General features: G+C 37.3%; 20 protein-coding genes. 15 read left to right on the top strand and 5 right to left on the bottom strand.

The window, feature by feature from the left end:
- Positions 1-228 precede the first annotated feature (228 nt).
- Positions 229-819 carry a thymidine kinase gene (locus tag BW964_RS13040; RefSeq protein WP_076507756.1) on the bottom strand — a complete coding sequence of 197 codons (591 nt, stop codon included), beginning with the start codon at positions 817-819 and terminating at the stop codon, positions 229-231.
- A 61-nt stretch (positions 820-880) separates the two neighbouring features.
- Between BW964_RS13040 and BW964_RS13035 the strand changes: the two genes are divergently transcribed.
- The 4 genes from BW964_RS13035 (at position 881) to fabG (ending at position 5488) form a co-directional block, all read left to right on the top strand.
- Positions 881-2380: a hypothetical protein gene (locus BW964_RS13035; RefSeq protein WP_076507754.1), complete on the top strand. Its 1500-nt coding sequence runs from the start codon at positions 881-883 to the stop codon at positions 2378-2380.
- Between the two features lie 2 nt (positions 2381-2382).
- Complete coding sequence (gene rsmI, locus BW964_RS13030; protein WP_076507753.1) at positions 2383-3057, top strand: 16S rRNA (cytidine(1402)-2'-O)-methyltransferase; 675 nt, start codon at positions 2383-2385, stop codon at positions 3055-3057.
- A 5-nt stretch (positions 3058-3062) separates the two neighbouring features.
- Positions 3063-4571: a WG repeat-containing protein gene (locus tag BW964_RS13025; protein ID WP_123911960.1), complete on the top strand. Its 1509-nt coding sequence runs from the start codon at positions 3063-3065 to the stop codon at positions 4569-4571.
- 173 nt (positions 4572-4744) lie between these two features.
- The gene (gene fabG, locus BW964_RS13020; RefSeq protein ID WP_034724743.1) at positions 4745-5488 is read left to right on the top strand and encodes a 3-oxoacyl-[acyl-carrier-protein] reductase; all 744 of its coding nucleotides are present in this window, start codon (positions 4745-4747) and stop codon (positions 5486-5488) included.
- Positions 5489-5587: 99 nt separating this feature from the next.
- Here fabG and BW964_RS13015 read toward each other — a convergent pair whose 3' ends face one another.
- From BW964_RS13015 to surE, 3 genes are all read right to left on the bottom strand, one after another.
- Positions 5588-6628 (bottom strand): GMP reductase, encoded by a 1041-nt coding sequence (locus BW964_RS13015; protein WP_076507750.1) that lies wholly within the window; start codon positions 6626-6628, stop codon positions 5588-5590.
- A gap of 228 nt (positions 6629-6856) precedes the next feature.
- Entirely contained in the window at positions 6857-7522 is a 666-nt protein-coding gene (locus BW964_RS13010; RefSeq protein ID WP_076507749.1) for a GNAT family N-acetyltransferase, read from the bottom strand.
- A complete protein-coding gene (gene surE, locus BW964_RS13005) occupies positions 7522-8292 on the bottom strand; it encodes a 5'/3'-nucleotidase SurE (protein ID WP_076507748.1) in 771 nt (256 codons plus the stop codon). The genes BW964_RS13010 and surE overlap by 1 nt, the downstream gene beginning before the upstream one ends.
- Positions 8293-8791: 499 nt before the next feature.
- On the opposite strand from surE, the gene BW964_RS13000 reads away from it, so the two are divergent.
- The 3 genes from BW964_RS13000 (at position 8792) to BW964_RS12990 (ending at position 11700) form a co-directional block, all read left to right on the top strand.
- Positions 8792-10921, top strand: a complete 2130-nt coding sequence (locus BW964_RS13000; RefSeq protein WP_076507747.1) for a carboxy terminal-processing peptidase — start codon at positions 8792-8794, stop codon at positions 10919-10921.
- Between the two features lie 117 nt (positions 10922-11038).
- Positions 11039-11365, top strand: a complete 327-nt coding sequence (locus BW964_RS12995) for a type II toxin-antitoxin system RelE/ParE family toxin (protein WP_076507746.1) — start codon at positions 11039-11041, stop codon at positions 11363-11365.
- Positions 11366-11367: 2 nt separating this feature from the next.
- Positions 11368-11700, top strand: a complete 333-nt coding sequence (locus BW964_RS12990) for a helix-turn-helix domain-containing protein (RefSeq protein WP_185117119.1) — start codon at positions 11368-11370, stop codon at positions 11698-11700.
- Positions 11701-11771: 71 nt separating this feature from the next.
- Here BW964_RS12990 and BW964_RS12985 read toward each other — a convergent pair whose 3' ends face one another.
- Complete coding sequence (locus BW964_RS12985; protein ID WP_076507745.1) at positions 11772-12275, bottom strand: superoxide dismutase family protein; 504 nt, start codon at positions 12273-12275, stop codon at positions 11772-11774.
- A gap of 152 nt (positions 12276-12427) precedes the next feature.
- On the opposite strand from BW964_RS12985, the gene BW964_RS12980 reads away from it, so the two are divergent.
- The 8 genes from BW964_RS12980 to BW964_RS12945 all read left to right on the top strand — a co-directional run bounded on the left by BW964_RS12980 (position 12428) and on the right by BW964_RS12945 (position 19671).
- Complete coding sequence (locus tag BW964_RS12980; protein WP_076507744.1) at positions 12428-13330, top strand: AraC family transcriptional regulator; 903 nt, start codon at positions 12428-12430, stop codon at positions 13328-13330.
- A gap of 92 nt (positions 13331-13422) precedes the next feature.
- Complete coding sequence (locus BW964_RS12975) at positions 13423-15666, top strand: TonB-dependent receptor (RefSeq protein ID WP_076507742.1); 2244 nt, start codon at positions 13423-13425, stop codon at positions 15664-15666.
- A 76-nt stretch (positions 15667-15742) separates the two neighbouring features.
- On the top strand, positions 15743-16393 hold the full coding sequence (locus BW964_RS12970) for a hypothetical protein (RefSeq protein WP_076507741.1): 651 nt from the start codon (positions 15743-15745) through the stop codon (positions 16391-16393).
- 130 nt (positions 16394-16523) lie between these two features.
- A complete protein-coding gene (locus BW964_RS12965; protein WP_076507739.1) occupies positions 16524-17855 on the top strand; it encodes a 2TM domain-containing protein in 1332 nt (443 codons plus the stop codon).
- The gene (locus BW964_RS12960) at positions 17842-18144 is read left to right on the top strand and encodes a 2TM domain-containing protein (protein ID WP_076507738.1); all 303 of its coding nucleotides are present in this window, start codon (positions 17842-17844) and stop codon (positions 18142-18144) included. The genes BW964_RS12965 and BW964_RS12960 overlap by 14 nt, the downstream gene beginning before the upstream one ends.
- A 60-nt stretch (positions 18145-18204) precedes the next feature.
- Positions 18205-18774 (top strand): methyltransferase family protein, encoded by a 570-nt coding sequence (locus tag BW964_RS12955; protein WP_076507736.1) that lies wholly within the window; start codon positions 18205-18207, stop codon positions 18772-18774.
- A gap of 300 nt (positions 18775-19074) precedes the next feature.
- Positions 19075-19371, top strand: coding sequence for a 2TM domain-containing protein (locus BW964_RS12950; RefSeq protein WP_076507735.1), 297 nt, complete (start codon positions 19075-19077; stop codon positions 19369-19371).
- A 24-nt stretch (positions 19372-19395) separates the two neighbouring features.
- Positions 19396-19671 carry a 2TM domain-containing protein gene (locus BW964_RS12945; RefSeq protein WP_076507733.1) on the top strand — a complete coding sequence of 92 codons (276 nt, stop codon included), beginning with the start codon at positions 19396-19398 and terminating at the stop codon, positions 19669-19671.
- Positions 19672-19710: the final 39 nt, after the last annotated feature.

Here is a 19710-nt window from a genome sequence, read left to right as displayed (position 1 = left end):
GATTTTTAAAGTTTTGTCATTTACCTTTACAAGTTAATTTATTTTTTCGGACAATCGCAAAGGCAGAAAATAATTAATAACAGATACCTTCTTAAGGCGTGCGGATCTTATCGAAGATAAAATATAGTCCTGCCTGCGGAAAATGATTGATTTTCTGGGGTCTTAAAAGGGTCGTATATTAGAAATAACTCTGCGCCTTTGTGATGCAAACGCTTTTCAGCGGTTTTATTATTTTTTCTTTTTTAAAAGTACTTCGTCAATAAAAACTCGTCGGCTTACTGCTTCGTAACTTTCTGTTTCACCTAGCTCTACGAGGTCATTTCCCTGGGAAGTTCTCAGAGAGTAGTTCGCGAGATTACCCGTTCTCTTGCAAATAGCATGCACTTTCGTTACATATTCTGCGGTAGCCATTAAGTTAGGCATCGGACCGAAGGGACGTCCCAGGAAATCCATATCAAGTCCCGCCACAACTACTCTCGTACCGCTGTTGGCAAGCTGGTTGGCGATTTCTACAATGCTTTCATCAAAGAATTGTGCTTCATCTATTCCCACCACATCACAGTTAGAAGCCAGCAAAAGAATTTCATTGGGATTATCTACTGCTGTACTTCGTATTTTATTCTGATTATGAGAAACAACGTCCTCGTCAGAATATCGTGTATCCAGTCTCGGTTTGAAAATTTCCACGTTCTGTCCCGCCATTTCAGCTCTTCGCAATCGTCGGATCAGCTCTTCGGTTTTTCCCGAAAACATAGAGCCACAAATAACTTCCATCCAACCGCTTTGTTTGGAATGATTAATTGTATTTTCTAAAAACATTTGTTAAATTAGCCGTATATTTTTAAGATCAAAAGTAAGCAATTTTAATAAGATTCTTATTATGCAGAACATCCAAGATTTAAAGGAAAAAATTTTTTTTGAATCCAAGAATATCATTGATATTCTGGATAAAATCAACAACGTAGACGAATTACTTTCCAAGCAGGATCTTGTAGATGAGCTTGCGAACAGGATATCTTTTTTAAGATTGCTTGAAAAAAATATGGAATACTTCATTACGGATCATTCTCAGCAATATGCACAAAATCAATATGTTTCGTTGAATTTGGATGAAGGTCATGAGTCTAACCATGAGGTGACAGAGGAAGAGGCGATCTTCAATAATGAGTTTAATGAGATTGATGAAAATGAAGGTGAAAATTATACTAATTCGTCATCTGATGAAGAGGAAATATTTAACCATCAGCTTGATGACATCGTAGAAAATGAATTCCACGAGAATATTGTCAGCTTTGCAGAAGAAAACTACGGACAAAGCTCAATGGCAGAGATTCAGGAAAAAGTTTCTCACAATGCTGTTGACGGGGAAGAAGATGTTTTCAATAGCCAGCTGAATGAGATCGAAGAAAATGAATCTTTCAATGGGAACGAAAAAGTATTGAGTTTCGTAGATGAAGAAAGGATCCTTGCTGATGCAAAACCGGACAATGATGAAGATCTGAATGAAGATTTATTCACCACAGAAACGACAGAAGAGGAGGTGATTTTTAATCATCAGCTTAATGAAATGGAGGAAGATGAAGAAAAGGTTTCACATGAAACAAATGATGCAAATGATTTTGAAAAGGAAGAATTGAATTCCCAAAAGGGTTCAGATCAGGCAAAAGAACCGACAGAAAGAATTCCAAGTATTTTTGATACTGAAATGCTGGAAGACGAAATACTGATCGAGGAAAATGAAGAGCAGTTTGTGGCATCCAATGTCATGATGGAACAGGGAGAAATGCTTACAGAAACTTCCAATGTAGGAAATATCCTGAGCGAGATAAAAAATGACTTTCCTTTAGAAGAAAAAGAGGAAACCATTCTTGCGGAAGTATATGACAGAAGAAAAATTGTAGAGATAGACAAACCTTTCCACGAAACAGAAAAACATGCTTCTGATGAAAGCTTCGAAGATCTCGATGCTTATCAGCAGGAGAAAAAAATAAAACTGGCCAATATCAAAGGATTAAAAGCAGTTCAGACTCTTTTTGATGACGATCCTCTGGAAAGAGAAACGCCAAAGCAAAAACCAGTGCCTGAAGTAAAAGAAGAGCAGGGAGGCATTTTGAAAACCAATATTCCTACCAACTTCATGGAGGCAGATAAGGTAAAACCTGAATTCAGACTGGATCTGAATGACAGAATTGCTTTTTCAAAAATGCTTTTCAACGGAAGTCAGTCGGATCTGAACGAAACCGTGTCTCATCTGAACGGATTCAGGAATCTGGAAGAAGCCAAAGAGTATCTCAGCGATCTTTATTACGAGAGAAAGTGGAGTAAAGTAGATGAATATGCCCAGAGACTCTGGATATTGGTAGAAAATAAATTCTTATAATTTTGAGCGGAATCTTATATTTTGTTCCCACACCCGTTGGGAACCTCGAAGATATGACCTTCAGGGCTATAAAAGTCCTTAAAGAAGTTGATTATATTTTATGTGAAGACACAAGAACATCAGGAATACTTTTAAAGCATTACGAAATTTCCAAACCTTTAAAATCGTATCACCTTCATAACGAACACCAGGCTACCGAAAAGGTAATTGGTGATCTTCAAAGCGGGCAAAATATTGCCATCATTACCGATGCAGGCACCCCTGGAATTTCAGATCCGGGTTATTTGCTAGCCAGAGCAGGATCAGACCATGATATCGAAATGATATGCCTTCCCGGTGCTACCGCATTAATTCCGGCACTGGTAGTGTCCGGATTGCCGAATAATGAGTTTCTGTTTGCGGGATTTCTGCCTCAGAAAAAAGGAAGACAGACAAAGCTTAAGCAGCTTGCAGAAGAGAAAAAAACCATTGTTTTATACGAAAGTCCACACAAGATCAATACGACTTTGGAGCAGATCAAAGAATTCTTCGGAGAAGAAACAAAAGCCAGTCTGAGCCGTGAGATTTCTAAAAAGTTTGAAGAGACCAAAAGAGGAACAATCAATGAATTAATTGAATTTTCCAAAAGCAAAACTTTAAAAGGAGAGATCGTTCTTATTGTCAACAATTCTATCTAAATTCATTGAAAAACTTAGTTTTCGCACTGTGTTCGTCAGTGTGTATGGCCCAGACCAATCAGTATACCAAGATCCTTTTATCAAAAAAGACAGGAATGGAAGTTTATTCCTATTTCGAAGGATATGGGAAGGTTTATGATTCAAAAAATAAGAAAGAAAGCATTGTAGATTCGTTGGGAAATATAACCTTTGAATCTCCTCACAGGATCTCTCACATCTTTAAAAATAGATTTATTCTTACAGTCAGAGAATCTGATAATAAAACCAAATCCACCATCATAGATGAAAAAGGAAATCAAATCCTGCCTTTAGATGACCAGAGTTTTAATACGCCCTGGCTCAGCAAAAAACGCATTATTTCATCAAAAGATGGGAAAGAAGCAGTCTATGATTATGATGGAAAAGAAATCATTCCTTATTCAGATAGGGTCCGTTTTGTTGCGGAAGACCGTTTTTTTGTTCTGAAGGATACCGCCTGGTTTTTATTTGATTTGGATGGAAAAAAGATCTGCAACCGTGAGTTTAAAGAAGATTATCACTTCGAAAATGGCAAAGCCCTGATCATCAACGAAGATCATCAGAGCGAAATCATTGGAAAAGACGGACAGAAATTACATCAATTTTCAGCCCAGATCTACAGTCTGACTTCCTATCCTTATCTGATCACTAAAAACAGGACGACAGGAAAATATGGTTTGGTTGATGCCGAAGAAAACAAACTGGCAGAAGAGATTTTTGATGATGCTGAACCTGAATATTTTGGAACAAAAGAATATGTTTATCTGAGAAAGAAGGGAAAAGCAACTGTTTTTAAAAAGAAGGACAGAAAACTCTATCCGAACAATTTCAAATATTTAACCCCTTTATTTAATGATCTTTTCACCGTTTACAGTGATAAGCTAAAGAAAAGCGGAGTGGTCAATCTAAATGGGGAAACCATTGTTCCTCAGGAATACGATTTTATACAGAGCTTCAGTATTTCAGGAAAAGACTTTATCTATCTCAAGAAGGGAAAGGAAGAAAAGTTTCTGGATAAAGATTTAAACAACATTCTCGAAGAAAATACACAGATCATTGCTTTCTATCCTGACCGGCTTATCATTAAAAAGCAGGAAGCGTACTATACATTCTCTGTGACCGATCAATCTGTTGCTCCGATGAAAGACATTGTTTCCATAAAAGAGCAGGAGACGAATTTTTTCAATATTCTCAATCTTTATTCAAAACCTGTCGTGTGCAGAAACAGCAGCAACCTGTATGGAATTATAGATGAAAAAGGGAAGGAGATCGTTCCTTTTATCTATGATGATATCATTGCATTTGAAAACTCTGAGAACGAAATTGTCGTAAAGAAACAAGATAAATACGGGGTGGTGAATTTTCAGAATGAGCCTCTGAAGGATATCATTTATGATAAATATTACTGGCAAAAAGAGGCTCTCAAGCTGGATAAAGACAAAAAATCGGATGTTCTTTATTTTACAAGATTTAAAAATAGCGGCAGCCGCCTTTAAAATATGATAAAAAACAGCGAAAAATTTTCAGTAATTTGATGATTTGGAATGCATTGAATAACAATTTATAATATCTTTGCGGACTGTTTAATTTGTATAAAATTAAATGTGCTAAATTGCCGTTTTTTTAAAGACGGAAGTATTTACTAAGAATATAATTATCAAGAGATATGATGAAACTATTAGAAGGAAAGGTAGCACTAATCACCGGAGCTACAAGAGGAATCGGAAAGAAAATTGCTGAAATGTACGCTGAACAGGGCGCACAGGTAGCATTTACCTATGCCGGCTCTGTAGATAAAGCTCAAGCATTAGAGGCAGCTTTAAGTTCTGTAACCAAGATCAAAGGATATCAGTCTGACGCGTCAGATTATGATGCAGCTCAAAAGCTCATCGATGATGTGATGGAGGAGTTTGGAAAGATCGATATTCTGATCAACAATGCAGGAATTACAAGAGATAACCTGTTGTTGAGAATGTCCAAAGATGACTGGGATCAGGTAATGAGAATTAATTTGGATTCTGTATTTAACCTTACAAAAGCGGTGATCAAGCCGATGATGAAAGCTAAATCAGGGTCTATTATCAATATGACCTCTGTAGTAGGAATCAGCGGAAATCCTGGACAATCCAACTATGCAGCTTCTAAGGCCGGAGTAATAGGATTTACAAAATCTATTGCGTTGGAATTAGGATCAAGAAGTATCCGATGTAATGCTGTAGCTCCTGGATTCACAGAAACTGAAATGACGGCAGATCTGGATGAAAAAACCCTTCAGGCCTGGAGAGACAGAATTCCGATGAAGAGAGCCGGACAAACCAAAGATGTAGCCAATGCCTGTATCTTCCTGGGAAGCGAAATGTCTTCTTACATTACAGGACAAACGCTAAACGTAGACGGCGGAATGCTGACTTAATGATAAAATAAAACAGGCTGTACATCAATTGTACAGCCTGTTTTTTATCAATAAAGATTAAAACTCAGCTCAATTTTTTTAGAGCTTCTTTTTTCTCTCCTAATCTTTAAACACCTGGTTTTCCTGTTCCTGAACCCTTATAAAAGTGGTTCTCTTAGACAATTCTTTAAGTTGGGAAGCCCCCACATAAGTACAGGTAGAACGTACACCGCCCAAAATATCTTTCACCGTTTCCGAAACCGGACCTTTATATACCGCTTTTACCGTTTTTCCTTCTGAAGCACGGTATTCTGCTACACCTCCGGAATGCTTATCCATGGCTGTCTTGGAACTCATTCCATAAAAAAGACGGAATTTCTTCCCGTTCTCTTCAATGATTTCACCGCCACTTTCATCATGTCCGGCGAACATTCCACCCAGCATTACGAAATCTGCGCCTCCTCCGAAAGCTTTAGCCACATCTCCCGGAACTTTGCAGCCTCCGTCGGCAATGATATGTCCTCCAAGACCGTGGGCGGCGTCAGAACACTCAATAATCGCTGAGAGTTGCGGATATCCTACACCCGTTTTTACTCTCGTGGTGCATACCGATCCGGGTCCGATACCTACTTTAATGATATCTGCCCCTACCAAGAGAAGTTCTTCCACCATTTCCCCGGTCACAACATTTCCTGCCATGATGATCTTATCAGGAAAATTAGCCCTTGCTTTCTTCACAAATCCAACGAAATGCTCAGAATAACCATTCGCTACATCAATGCATAGAAACTCGATTTTTGGGTGCTTTTCGAGGATCACTCTCAGCTTCTCTTCATCAGCTTTTCCGGTACCTGTACTTAATGCAATATATTGATGGATGCTTTCCGGCTGGCTGTTGAGAAATTCACTCCATTCCTCAGGAGTATAATGTTTATGGACTGCTGTAATAATCTTGTCTTTAGCCAGTTCTACGGCCATTTCAAAAGTTCCTACCGTATCCATATTCGCTGCGATCAGGGGAACACCTCTCCATTTCTTTTTTGTATGCTTGAAGGTAAACTCTCTTTCGAGATTCACTTCTGATCGGGATTTTAATGTAGAACGTTTGGGACGGAACATTACATCCTTGAATCCAAGCTTTATATCATATTCTATTCTCATAATCTGGAAAAAATTAATAAGAATAAATGTAGGGAAAACTTTCAAGGGAAAATGGAAAAGAGAGGGTTTTATAGATTTTTTAACCTGGTTTTGACGAAGTAAGGAAGCTTAAAGCCGGGATAATGATGTTTCAGAGTAAGCAGACTGATTTGAGCCTGAAATTATGGATTGATACAATACAATGAAGGGCGAATTCATGAAATAAAAAAAAAATAAAGGGCAGAAAAATTAGCTTTTCACGCCCCATAAGTTGATAGTTCCCCGATACATAAAACCTAACTTTTCATACAGTTTTTTTGCTCCTGTATTAGTTTCTGCAACATGCAGAAAAGGCGTTTTGCCATCTTCAAAAATCTTTCCGGAAACAAAAGCCACCAATTGCCTGGCTAAACCTTTTCCCAGATGATCCGTATCGGTAATCACGGCGCTTACTTCCGTCATATCATTCATCTGCATTCTTTCGCCGGTAACCGCAACAAGTTGATGATCTTTAAAAATACCGAAATAACGTCCTAATTCAGGAGTTCTTGATTTAAAGTAGTAAGGATAAAACTTCATAATGAAAGCCATAAGTTCCTTATGATTGTCTTGTTTCAGTTCAATAATTTCCTCAGTGAAATCCATCTGAATGGGATTCTCCAAAACATACTGATCACAGACAAACTGAGACAATTCAGTCTTTAAATTTCCCAGGTCAGGTTTCGCTCCGAAAATCAGAAAATCATCACAGATTTTTGCATAGTCTGTGATGTCTTTTTCTCTTGAAATCTTGGCTGCTCCTCCAAAAGAGGCTACTTCAGGATTATAAAATTTCGTTTCTCCAAAATTGAAGCAGAACTTTTCATGATATTCATTAAGGGAATGATAAACAGGATGGTCTAGCTTCTCGTACATCAGTCAAATTTCATTACTTCTTCCAGCGTCTTCATATATTCATAAGCGGTAAGATCGAACTTTACGGGAACGATTGAAATATATCCGTTGGCCAATGCTGTTTCGTCAGCATCTTCAGACTCGTCCATATTGTTGAAATATCCTGTCAGCCAGTAGTATTTCTTTCCATGAGGATTCACCCTTTCGTCAAAGCTTTCTTCCCATTTTGCATTCGCCTGCTTGCAGACTTTCACACCCTTGATTTCCCCAGCGGTCAGTTTCGGAATATTTACATTGAGAACAATTCCTTTAGGCATTGGGTTTTCAAGCGTTCTTTTTACAATAGTCTGGATATAATCTTTGGCTTGCGAAAAATCAGCTTCCCAGCTAAAATCGATGAGTGAAAATCCGATCGCAGGAATTCCTTCTACACCAGCTTCAACAGCGGCAGACATTGTTCCTGAATAGATCACATTAATGGAAGAATTCGCACCATGATTAATCCCTGAAACCACGATATCCGGTCTTCTCGTCAGGATCTTGTCAAGAGCCATCTTTACGCAGTCTACAGGGGTTCCGCTGCATGAAAAATCAGTTTGCGGCCCATCAAGCGTCACTTCTTCGTAGCTTAAGGTAGAATTGATTGTAATAGCGTGGCCTTTTCCACTTTGGGGAGAGTTAGGGGCAACGACAATAACATCTCCGATTTCGTTCATAAATTGTATAAGGTTTCTGATACCAGGTGCGGTAATTCCATCATCATTAGTAACCAGAATAAGCGGTCTTTCCATAAAATAAGTTTAGTTTTAGCATCAATTGCTCAGATAAGGACCTTTCTTTTGTCTTTTTTGACAGAAAAGAAAAATTCCCACCCTTCAAATTTAATTAAAAAGTTTTGAAGATAAATGCAATTTCATAAATATAAGTTTTGTCCCGGCCAGGGGAAATCAACAGGAAATAATAGTGAAAACCTTATTTTGAAAAGGGGATTACAGTATATTGAACCTATCTTTATATAGCGGACGTAGATTATTGTGATACATTATTGTCAACAGATTTGAAAATCAGAAGGAAGTAATGGGTTTGGACTTAATTGCCTGATTATAAGCCGTGTAATTTAATGGATTCCATATAACCGTTTTTGCACCGACTGGCTTTTAATAAAAAACATTTAAAACTATCCAATAATTGTAAATAAGGTATTAAATTTGATAGTTTGTAACAGCGAATTAATTGCTGCTACTAATTGTAGTATATATTTTTAAAAAAATCAATAAATAAAGACAGTTTATGTGGAAAAATTTCAAACTGAATAAATTTTTACTCCTAATTCCATTGACAAGTCTAATGTTTTGTTTCAACTCGCCAAAGAATGACGATGAAAAGATGCAGACAATCATGGTGAGCGTAAAGAATACACTTTCTTATTTACATTACAGCCCGAAACCCATCAATGATGCCTATTCCAAGGACGTTTATAAACATTATTTTGAGCTGGTAGATCCCGCAAAAAGATATTTTCTCCAGTCGGATATGGATGAATTCGGCAAGCACGAAACAAAGCTTGACGACTACATCAGCCAGGGAGACCTGATATTCTATAAACTTACCATCGACAGATTGTATCAAAGGGTAGATGAAATAGATAAGATTACTCAGGATATTTTCAGCAAGCCAATCAATCTTCAGGAAGAAGAATCCTTGACTCTTGAACCGAAGCTTAAAAAAGTACCTGCCAACAAGCAGGAACAGTATAATGAGTGGAGAAAATATATTAAATATAATATTCTTCAGGAGGTTGAGTCGATGAACAGCAAAGAAGAAGCTCAGAAAGAGAAGAAAGATTCTGTTCAGAAATACAAGTTGAAAGATACCATCAAATATCAGCCGCTTACCCAGGATCAGAAGATCAAAAAGGCAACGGACGAAGTGAAAGACCTTGTAAAAGACACCTTCACAAGATTCAAAAAGAGAAAGAAAATGGATTGGTTTACCGTGTATATGAATGCCTATACGGAAGTTTTCGATCCGCACACAAACTATTATTCTCCAAAAGATAAAGAAGATTTTGATACCCAATTCACTGGAAAAGTAATTGGTATAGGAGCTATTATTCAGGAGAAAAAAGGAAATCTGTATCTCGGAGCTTTAACGATTGGTGCACCAGCCTGGAAATCTAAACAGCTTTCAGAAGGGGACAAGATCTTAAAAGTAAAATCGAAACCAAAAGATGACGCCGTAAATGTTGTAGGAATGCTTTCTGATGAAGCAGTAAGACTGATCAGAGGAGAAAAAGGAACACCGGTTACCCTTACTGTTCAGAAAAAAGACGGAACAACAAAAGACGTTACCATGATCCGTGAGGAGGTAGCAATTGAAGATACCTTCGCAAGAAGTATTGTAGTGAACTCTCCAAACGGTAAGAAATACGGATTTATCAATTTACCAAGCTTTAATGCTGATTTTGAGGATGCTAAAGGAAGAAATGCTTCGGACGACATCAAAAATGAAATCATTAAATTAAAAGGACAGAATATTGAAGGAATTGTTCTTGACCTTAGAAATAACGGAGGAGGATCATTAACTGAAGTAGGAGATATCATGGGACTTTTCATGGATGCAGGACCTTATGTTCAGGTAAAAGACGGTAACGGAAAGATCCAGACTTTAAAAAATAAAAATGAAACGCCTATCTGGACCGGACCATTAGTGATCATGCAGAATGAGCTTTCTGCTTCAGCTTCTGAGATCCTGGCAGGAGTAATGCAGGATTACGGCAGAGCAATGATCATTGGTTCACCACAATCATTCGGAAAAGGAACCGTACAGACTTTTGTGGACCTGAACAGATTTCTGAATACGGAAGATGATTTCGGATCTTTAAAACTGACGATTCAGAAGTTCTACAGAATCACAGGAGAATCTACTCAGAGAAAAGGAATTGTTTCTGATATCCAGATGAAAGATTTCTTTACTTATGCAGAAGTAGGAGAGCGATATGATGATTATGCGTTAGCGTGGGATAAAATTCCTGGGACTGCATTCAAAAAACTGAATTACTTTAATATTCAGGCTTTAGAAAAAGCAAGTGCCGACAGAATGGCTAAAAATAACAACTATCAGCTTCTTCTTGAATCTGCCCAGTGGAGAGAAAAGCTTGATAAAGAAGAAAACATCACTCTTAATATCAATAAGTTCAATGAACTGATGAAACAGAGAAAGGCTCAGATCGAGAAATTCAAAGCTTTAACCAAGTTTGAAAACGGTCTTAAGTTTACGATGTTCCCTGGAGAAATCGAAAGGGAGAAAAAAGACGAAGCTTTCAAGAAAAAATCTGAAATGTGGATCAAAAATCTGAAAAAAGATCCATACCTGCAGGAAGCAATGAATATCGTTTCCGATATGGGAACCAAATCATAAAAACAAAAAAACCGCTGATGAAAATCAGCGGTTTTTTTGGGTTTTTACTACAAAATGTAAAGTAATAATAAGTTTCCATATTTGGAAACTTATTTGTATATTTGATTAAAAACACAAATGAGATATTTTAACACGCTATTTTTAGAAGATACCGTTGTTTTTTTATCAGGTCTGGATCAAAAATCAGCCGCCAAAATAATTTATAATATCGATCTGGCTGAACAGACAAATGATCCAAGACTCTTTAAAAAGTTAAGCGGAGAAATATGGGAATTTAGAATAAGATATTTAGGGAAACAATACAGATTATTGGCATTCTGGGATAAAAGAGATAAGGAAACAACCCTGGTAATTGCTACTCATGGATTTATTAAAAAAGATAACAAAGTCCCTAAAAAAGAGATTAAGAAAGCAGAAAAAATCAGAGAAAACTATTTAAAATAATTATGGCAAAGAGAGAAATAAAAAAGTATACTCTTGCAGATATAAAAGATCGTTACATCGGCAAAGAGGGTAGTGAAGAAAGGCATCTATACGAGTATGAATTAAGAATGGATGTATTAGGACATCTTATTAAAGCAGCCCGTAAAGAAAGGAAGCTTACCCAATTAGAGCTGGGAAAATTAGTTGGTGTGCAGAAAGCACAAATTTCCAAGATCGAAAATAATATAAACAACTCCACAATAGCCACTGTTCTTAAGGTTTTTGAGGCACTTGATGCTGATGTGAGATTTAATGTGAGGCTAGAAGGTAAAAACCTGGAGGCGGAGCATATTTAATTTGAATTTAAATAAAAATAGGAGAACTAAATTAAGATCTCCTTTTTTTTATTAAGTATTGCAGTTACGTATCATTTAATTTCTACACATCCCACTCTTCCCCCCGCATTCCCTGTAGGTTGGGTATGGAAATCATCTGCCGCAGCATGGATGATAAGGCCTTTTCCGATGATGTTTTTAGATTCATCCGTACATCCAAGACACCATTTATTCGTTTTGAAAGTAAGGACTGCTTTTCCACTCTGGTCAGCCGTTAAATTTCCTATGTCTCCCATGTGAAAATGCTCAGCACCCCACTTTCCGTGGTCGTCTTTAGCTGGATTCCAGTGTCCTCCTGTAGAAGTTCCATCGGCTGCAGAACAGTCGCCTTTTTCATGAATATGTACGGCATGAATACCTGGGGTAAGACTTGTTACTTCAAGTTTCATGACCACCTCTTCTCCTTTTTGGGTAAACTTAGCGGTTCCGCCAGTCTGTGTTCCGCTCTTAGCGTTGACATTGTATGTTTTTGTCGTGCAGCATGAAGCCGCCAAAAACGCACAACCCGCCAATAGTCCTAAAGTTTGTACTTTCATTTTTAAATGATTTTTAAAGTGATTATACCGTTAAATTTATAAAAGATTTTCCGAAACACTTTATGATTTCAGTCCTTTTTTCAAAAACAGCAATATAGGACAAGTAAAATTCTGTGTATCTTGATACCTTTATCCATCAATACTTTTTTGAAATGGAAGAACATAAAAAAAGAATCATAAAAGCGATCCGATATATTGATAATCACCTGGAAGATGATCTTTCTTTGGAAAAAATTGCCGAAATCGGGATGTATTCTTCCTTCCATTTCCATAGGATATTTAAGCTCACTACCGGAGAGACACTCCAGAACTATATCATCAGAAAGAAAATAGAAAAAAGCGCCTTTTACTTAGCAGTAAAGAAGCATATAGAAATGAAAGAGATCTATCTTGATCTTGGATTTTCTAATCACTCTGTATTCAGTAAAACTTTTAAAAAATACTACGGAATGCCTCCCTCTGCATTCCGGAACTCTGCTCCCGAAACATTTCACAAGATTTCACAGATACCTGGCAAGAACGGACACGTTGATACGGTTTTCAGTCAGTACATTTGCCAGGTCGAGAATCTATTAAAATGGACAAAAATGAATTTAAAAATTGAAGTAAAAGAACTGCCGGAAATGAATCTGGCATCAGTAATGAGCTTAGGAGTTGCTCATGTGGAGCCTTCGTTCAATGGGCTTGTAGAATGGGCGAAAAAGAAACAATTGTTTCCGCGGGAGAATATTAAAATGATCTCCGTGTACCATGACAGTTTCAAAGTGACTCCCGCCGACAAGGTAAGAATCCATGCTTGTATGCTTTTAGATGAAAAGCTGGAGGAGCAAAGCGGAGTGGTTTTCTCTGAAACCATTGAGGCCGGAAAGTATATGGTAGGAAGCGGAGAATTCACACTTGATGACTTTGAGCAATGCTGGGTTTCCTTGTTTCTATGGATGAACGAGCATCACTATTCCATGAGAAAATCGTTCCCTTTTGAAGTCTATCATTCCAACTTCAAAGAGCATCCCGAAGGCAAAATGCAGGTGGATTTTTGTATCCCGATTCACTAATTTACCGTTCAGCAGTCAAAGTATGCCTTTCAGTAAAATTTATTGTAAAGAAAGGCATTCCGCATCCTATTTTTGATCCGAAAATTAAATCCATGAAAACACAGGGAAATAAACTTTTACTTCTGATGGCCTTTCTATCCTTTATTGCAGGATACTCGCAGATTAAGATCTCGGGAAAGGTCACTTTCAAAAATAAAGGAGTCAATGAAATCAATGTCACCCTAAAAAATACCTATGATGGGGCTACTACTGATGCACAGGGAAACTTTTCCTTTGAGACCTCAGAAAAAGGAGATCTTATGCTGACCTTTACTCATCCGAAGTACCAGGATGTAGAAAAATCAATAACAATTGATCATCAGGATATTTCAGTCAATGCAGAACTTAAAGAACAGATCAGCGAAATCGATGCAGTAGTCGTTTCTGCAGGTTCAATAGAAGCCAGCGATAAGAAAAGAGCCACGGCATTGCTTACTCCAATTGATATCTACACGACGGCGGGAGCAGATGGCCAGATTTCTTCAGCTTTAAATTACCTTCCGGGGGTTCAGAAAGTGGGCGAAACAGAAGGACTTTTTATCAGAGGAGGAACAGGAACAGAGTCCAAAATTTTTATGGATGGGAGTCTGATCAACAATTATTTCTCGAACTCAGTTCCGGGAATTGCGGGAAGAGACCGTTTCAATACCTCTCTTTTTAAAGGAAATATCTTTTCAAGTGGTGGATATTCTGCATTATACGGTCAGGCACTTTCAGGGGCACTGATGTTGGAAAGTGTAGATCTTCCTGACCAGAGCTCCTATAATTTTGGAATTTCACCCATTTTCTTGAACGCAGGATTTCAGAAGCTGAGTCATGATAAAAGCCATTCTTTTGGAGCGACTTTAGGCTATTCATTGTTAAGCGTTATGCAAAAGGTTTTTAATTTTAATACGAATTTTATTGATGCTCCACAGGGTTTAAACGGAGATTTTAATTTCAGAATAAAAACAAAATCCGGGGGATTCTTCAAATATTATGGAATGTATGACTCTGATAAACTGGGCGTGAAAACAGAGAGCCTGGAACCTGGATATGACTTTGCCCTTGTCAGACTGAAAGGAAAAAATACCTATCATAACCTCTCCTTTAAACAGAAATTCGGGAAGTATCTTTTGAATGCAGGGACTTCTTATTCCTACAACAAATCGGATCTTAATTTCTCTACGGAAACGAATGATACCGAGTCGGACAGAACGAAACTATTAACAGATGGAAATTATATTAACTTTAAAGCTGTTCTCGAGAGAAGAATTAATAAAATCAGTGCGTTAAGAGCAGGCTTTGAACTGAATAATACAGATGAAAAGCTGAACTTTGGACAAGTACAGAAACACTATAAAGATCTGATATCCGCTGCTTTTGTAGAAACAGATCTTGGATTCAGCAATGCATTGTCTGCAAAAATAGGACTGAGGGCTGAAAACTCTTCGTTTCTGGAAAAAAGCAATATTGCTCCACGTTTCGCAATGGCGTATCGCCTGGCTAAAGATTGGACGACTTCCTTCGCCTATGGATTGTTTTATCAGAATCCTGAAAGCAAATACATCAACGGATCGGCAGATCTTGAGTTTCAGAAATCACAGCATTATATTTTTCAGATTCAAAGATCATCAGAGGGAAGAAACCTTCGCTTTGAAGCTTTTTATAAAAAATACGATCAGCTGATCAAGACCTTCAACATTACTCCGGACAAAGAGCAAAATCAGAGGATACAAACTGCCTTAAACAATAATGGTTACGGATATGCCAAAGGACTTGAGCTATTCTGGAGAGATAAAAAGACTTTTGAAAACATTGATTACTGGATCAGTTATTCCTTCCTTGATTCCAAAAGAGATTTTATGAATTATCCGGTGAGCTTAAAACCAAATTTTGCTTCTGCACATACACTTTCTGCGGTGGCCAAAAGATTTATCCCGGAATGGAAATTAGGAGTCAATTTATCATATACCTATTCTAAAGGTCGCCCATACTATGATATTGCAACGAAAACGGAAAACAGCAATAGCATCAATTACATCAGGAATGAAGGAAAATTGAAAGACTACAATGCCCTTAATATCAGCTTTAATTATCTGCCCAACCTGGGGAAAAAAGATTCGAAAGCTTTTACCGTTCTTGTATTGAGTATTTCCAATGTTTTAGGATCAAAGAATATTTATGGGTATAATTTTTCTCTTGATGGAGCCAGAAGCTCATCCGTGGTTCCACCAGTCAATACCTTTGTATTTGTAGGCGCTTTCATCAGTCTTGGCGTAGACAGGACCCAAGACGCGATCAATAATAATTTATAAAAAAAGAACAGATTTACAATCGTTGCCAAATACATACCTTCGGATTACAATTAATAAACTTAAAATAATTAATATAATGAAAAAACACCTATTAAGTTTTGCTTTAGCTTTTATGAGTTTAACTGCTTTTGCACAGACAGATTATGAAAAAGTAATGACAGAAAAGATAGCGAAAACAGAAACCTGTAAAACCGCAGAAGAATTTCAGACATTAGCGAACGATTTTCAAAGGATTGGCAGCAAAGAAAGCTCCCAATGGCTTCCTGCTTACTATGCAGCATTCTCCCAGATCCAGAAAGGAAGACTCATGATGAGAAATGGAAATATGCAGGGACTCGATGAAACCGCTGAGCAGGCGGATAAGTATCTGGCAAGTGCTCAGAATCTGGCCGGAGCAGACAATGCCGAGATCCATCTATTGAAAAAAATGGCAGCTTCTTTACGAATGATGGTCAATCCTCCTCAGCGTTATATGACCGATGGAGCGAAGGCCACAGAAGAACTTGGTATTGCAGAGAAATTGGATCCTTCGAACCCAAGGATTGCTCTTATCAAAGCAGAAGACACCTATTTTACACCTGAACAGTACGGGGGCAGCAAAACGAAAGGGATGGAAATGTTCAAAGAAGCATTGGCTAAATTTAATGCCTATAAGCCCAAAACAGCTTTAGATCCGAACTGGGGAAAAGCAGAAACCGAATATTTTCTGAGTATGCAGGGAAAATAATAACGAAATTCAGGCCTTCCTTACACGGAAGGCTTTTTTTATTCCATTCAGAATAGAAAATCGCCCCTTCGGTAAATAATAATTTTTGATACCTTTATTAAAGACTAATTTTGAACCAAGAAAACGGATAATGAAACGTAAAGGATTTATAATCTTACTTTGGGTGTCGTTGGGAACATCGCTATTTTTCTTCCTATTTTTTACAAAAGAGAAGAATTTCCACAATTTTTTGATCACGCTGTCGATCTCTGCCATGTATTCCTTTGTTCTGGGATGCGGAAATGCTTTTATTAATGATTTTCTTAATAAAAGGTTTCCCTGGTCAGAAACCACCGGAATAAGAACTGCCTTAAGTGTGGTTTCCATCGTTGCAGGCAATTTTATTCTGGTCTACGTATGCAACTATATCAATTATGTTGAGATTCAGAAAGTAGCCACAACAGAAGCTTTCTTTTCTAAGGAATATGCTACCACCAATTGGTTCATGATCAATATTGCTCTGCTGATCTCTGCATTTCTCCACGCAAAGGGATTCATGGAGGAGCTTAAGAAAACATCCAGAAAGGAAGTGGTAGAACAAAAGCTGATTGCAAAATCGGCTAATGCACAATTTGAAAGTCTGAAAAATCAGCTCGATCCGCACTTTCTTTTTAATTCTTTAAATGTTCTGAGTTCGCTGATCGACGAGAATCCCAATCAGGCACAAAAGTTTACGGCTTCCATGTCAAAGATTTACCGGTATGTGCTTGAGCAGAAAGATAAAGAGCTGGTAACCGTAGAAGACGAAATCGAATTTGCAAAAACCTATTGTGATCTCCTGAAAACCAGATTTGAGGACAGTGTAGATTTTATTTTTGATGTTAAAAAAGAAGAATACAGAAGATATGTAGTGCCATTGTCCCTTCAGCTGTTGCTGGAAAACTGTATCAAACATAATTTTGCCACGTCCTCAAAACCTTTAGTCATTAAAATATTTTCAGATCATGATACGCTTTGCATTGAAAATAACCTTCAGGCAAGAGAGCAGATGAAGGAAAGTGCCGGAATAGGATTGTCCAATATCGTACAACGCTATGCTCTTATGACTAAAAAGAATGTTTTCATTGAAAAATCGGCCGATTATTTTAAAGTAAAAGTTCCGATATTGTCCAGTAAACCTAATACAATCAGGGTAGAAACTGAAGATGACAATGGATCCTACGAAAAAGCTAAAAAACGAGTAAAAGAGTTAAAAGGTTTTTATGGCAATCTCATTTCCTACTGTACCATCATTCCTTTTTTGATTATTTTAAACCTGATTACTTCTCCTAAAAACCTTTGGTTTTATTTTCCGATGCTGGGATGGGGGATTGGAGTGGCTTCCCATGCATTTCAGGTTTTTGGGGTGGGCGATTCCTGGAAGGAAAAGAAGATCAGGGAAATAATGAACAAACAAAAAAATAGAAATAATGGAGATTTCTGATGAAAACAATATCCGTTACGAACAGGCCAGAAGGCAGGTGGAGCGGTTAAGAGGGTTTTACGGACACTTATTTGCCTATGTTGCCGTGAATGCGATGATCGTGGTCTACAACATCAAGCATCTGGGACCGGGAGAAAGCTATTTCCAGTTCAAAAATTTCTTTACAGCGACATTTTGGGGAATAGGGCTCGTCGCTCATGCGATAGCGGTTTATTTACCCAATATTAACTTTATAAGAAACTGGGAAGAAAAGAAAATCAGGAAACTGATGGAAAAAAAGAAGAAGTGAATGGTTCCGGGGTGATGAAGTTCAGAAATCAATTGATTTTTTAATCTTAAATAAAAAAATATGCATTCATTACAAATCCTGTTCTACATCTCAATGGCTGTATGGTTTCTTACAGAAATCCTGTATAAGAACATGCTAAAATCCGGGAAAGAAGATAAGAAAGACAAAGATAAATCTACTTTGAATATTTTGTGGCTGGCGATTCCTTTCTCCATTGCAGCTTCTGTATCAATAGCTTATATGACGAGATTTCCAATCGCTGAAAAGGTCTGGATCTTCTATCTTGGCGAAGCGTTCATCCTCCTGGGAATTGTCTTTAGATTGATTATTATCAGATCTTTAGGTAAGTATTTTACAGTCGATGTAACGATAAAAAACGATCATCAGATCAAAAAAGAAGGTTTTTACAAATACCTGAGACATCCTTCCTATGCATTTTCACTCCTGACTTCTTTGGGATTAGGTCTGTATCTGAATAACTGGTTTTCTCTGCTTCTGGCCTTTCTGCCACCATTTTTTGCTTTCACGTACCGGATCAAAGTCGAAGAACAGGCTCTGGTTGAAAAATTTGGAGATGAGTATTTAGAATATAGAAAAAAGACGAAAAAACTTATTCCTTTCATTTACTGATCCCATTTTCAAAAACCAATTATTCCAGCGCAATGATCTGTGTAATCCGCAAAATCTGTGGGAGATTAAAATGAATGTGGTGTATGTTGGCTAAGCATTAAAGACTCAAGGATTTTATCCTCGATACAATTTAGAAAAGAAAGAATACATCTTTCTTTATGCCAATAACTGCTGAATCCAACTTTTTACCATTCAGAAAGCATATTCTACGGCTCAGTTATATAAAGTTGAATGATGGCCCATTTCTGATCTACCTTTGATTCAACAAAAAGACCAACTAACCTTTTTAAATTAAAAATTATGGAAACAATAGGATACACAAAAGAAACACAAGCTTACAAAAGAGCAGCCAGAAGAGTAAAAGAGCTGAAAGGATTCTACGGAAATCTTACCTCATATTGTCTTGTAATTCCGTTTTTAATCGCATTGAATTTACTTACATCTCCAAGTCATTTATGGTTCTACTGGCCCATGTTAGGATGGGGAATAGGAATTGTTGCTCATGCTGTGAACGTATTCGGGATAGGAAAAGATTGGGAACAAAAGAAAATTAAAGAATTAATGGGTCAGGACTCCGAAAGCACAAAAACCTTATAACAGATAGCAAAAACATTAACAATCATGGATTACAATAGCGCCTACGAAAGAGTCTCTCAGCTGAAAAAATTTTACAAGAACCTTCTTTGGTTTGGAATAGTAGCCGGAATTATCTTTTTTGATAACCTTTTTGAAAATGGATCGATTAATTTCTCCTTATTTGATGGTTATTTTATTTTGGTCATTTGGGGAAGTTTTCTCACGATAAAGGCGGTAAAGCTATTTCTGCTGGACGCAGAATGGGAAAGAAATATCATAGAAAAGGAGATGAGAAAAGGTAAAAAGAACATTGATTTTTAAGCTGTTTATTTTTTATCTACTTTTATTCCCAATTTAAAC

The sequence above is a fragment of the Chryseobacterium shigense genome (assembly GCF_900156575.1).
Classification (GTDB): domain Bacteria; phylum Bacteroidota; class Bacteroidia; order Flavobacteriales; family Weeksellaceae; genus Chryseobacterium; species Chryseobacterium shigense.
This window is presented reverse-complemented; position numbering and strand designations above follow the sequence as displayed.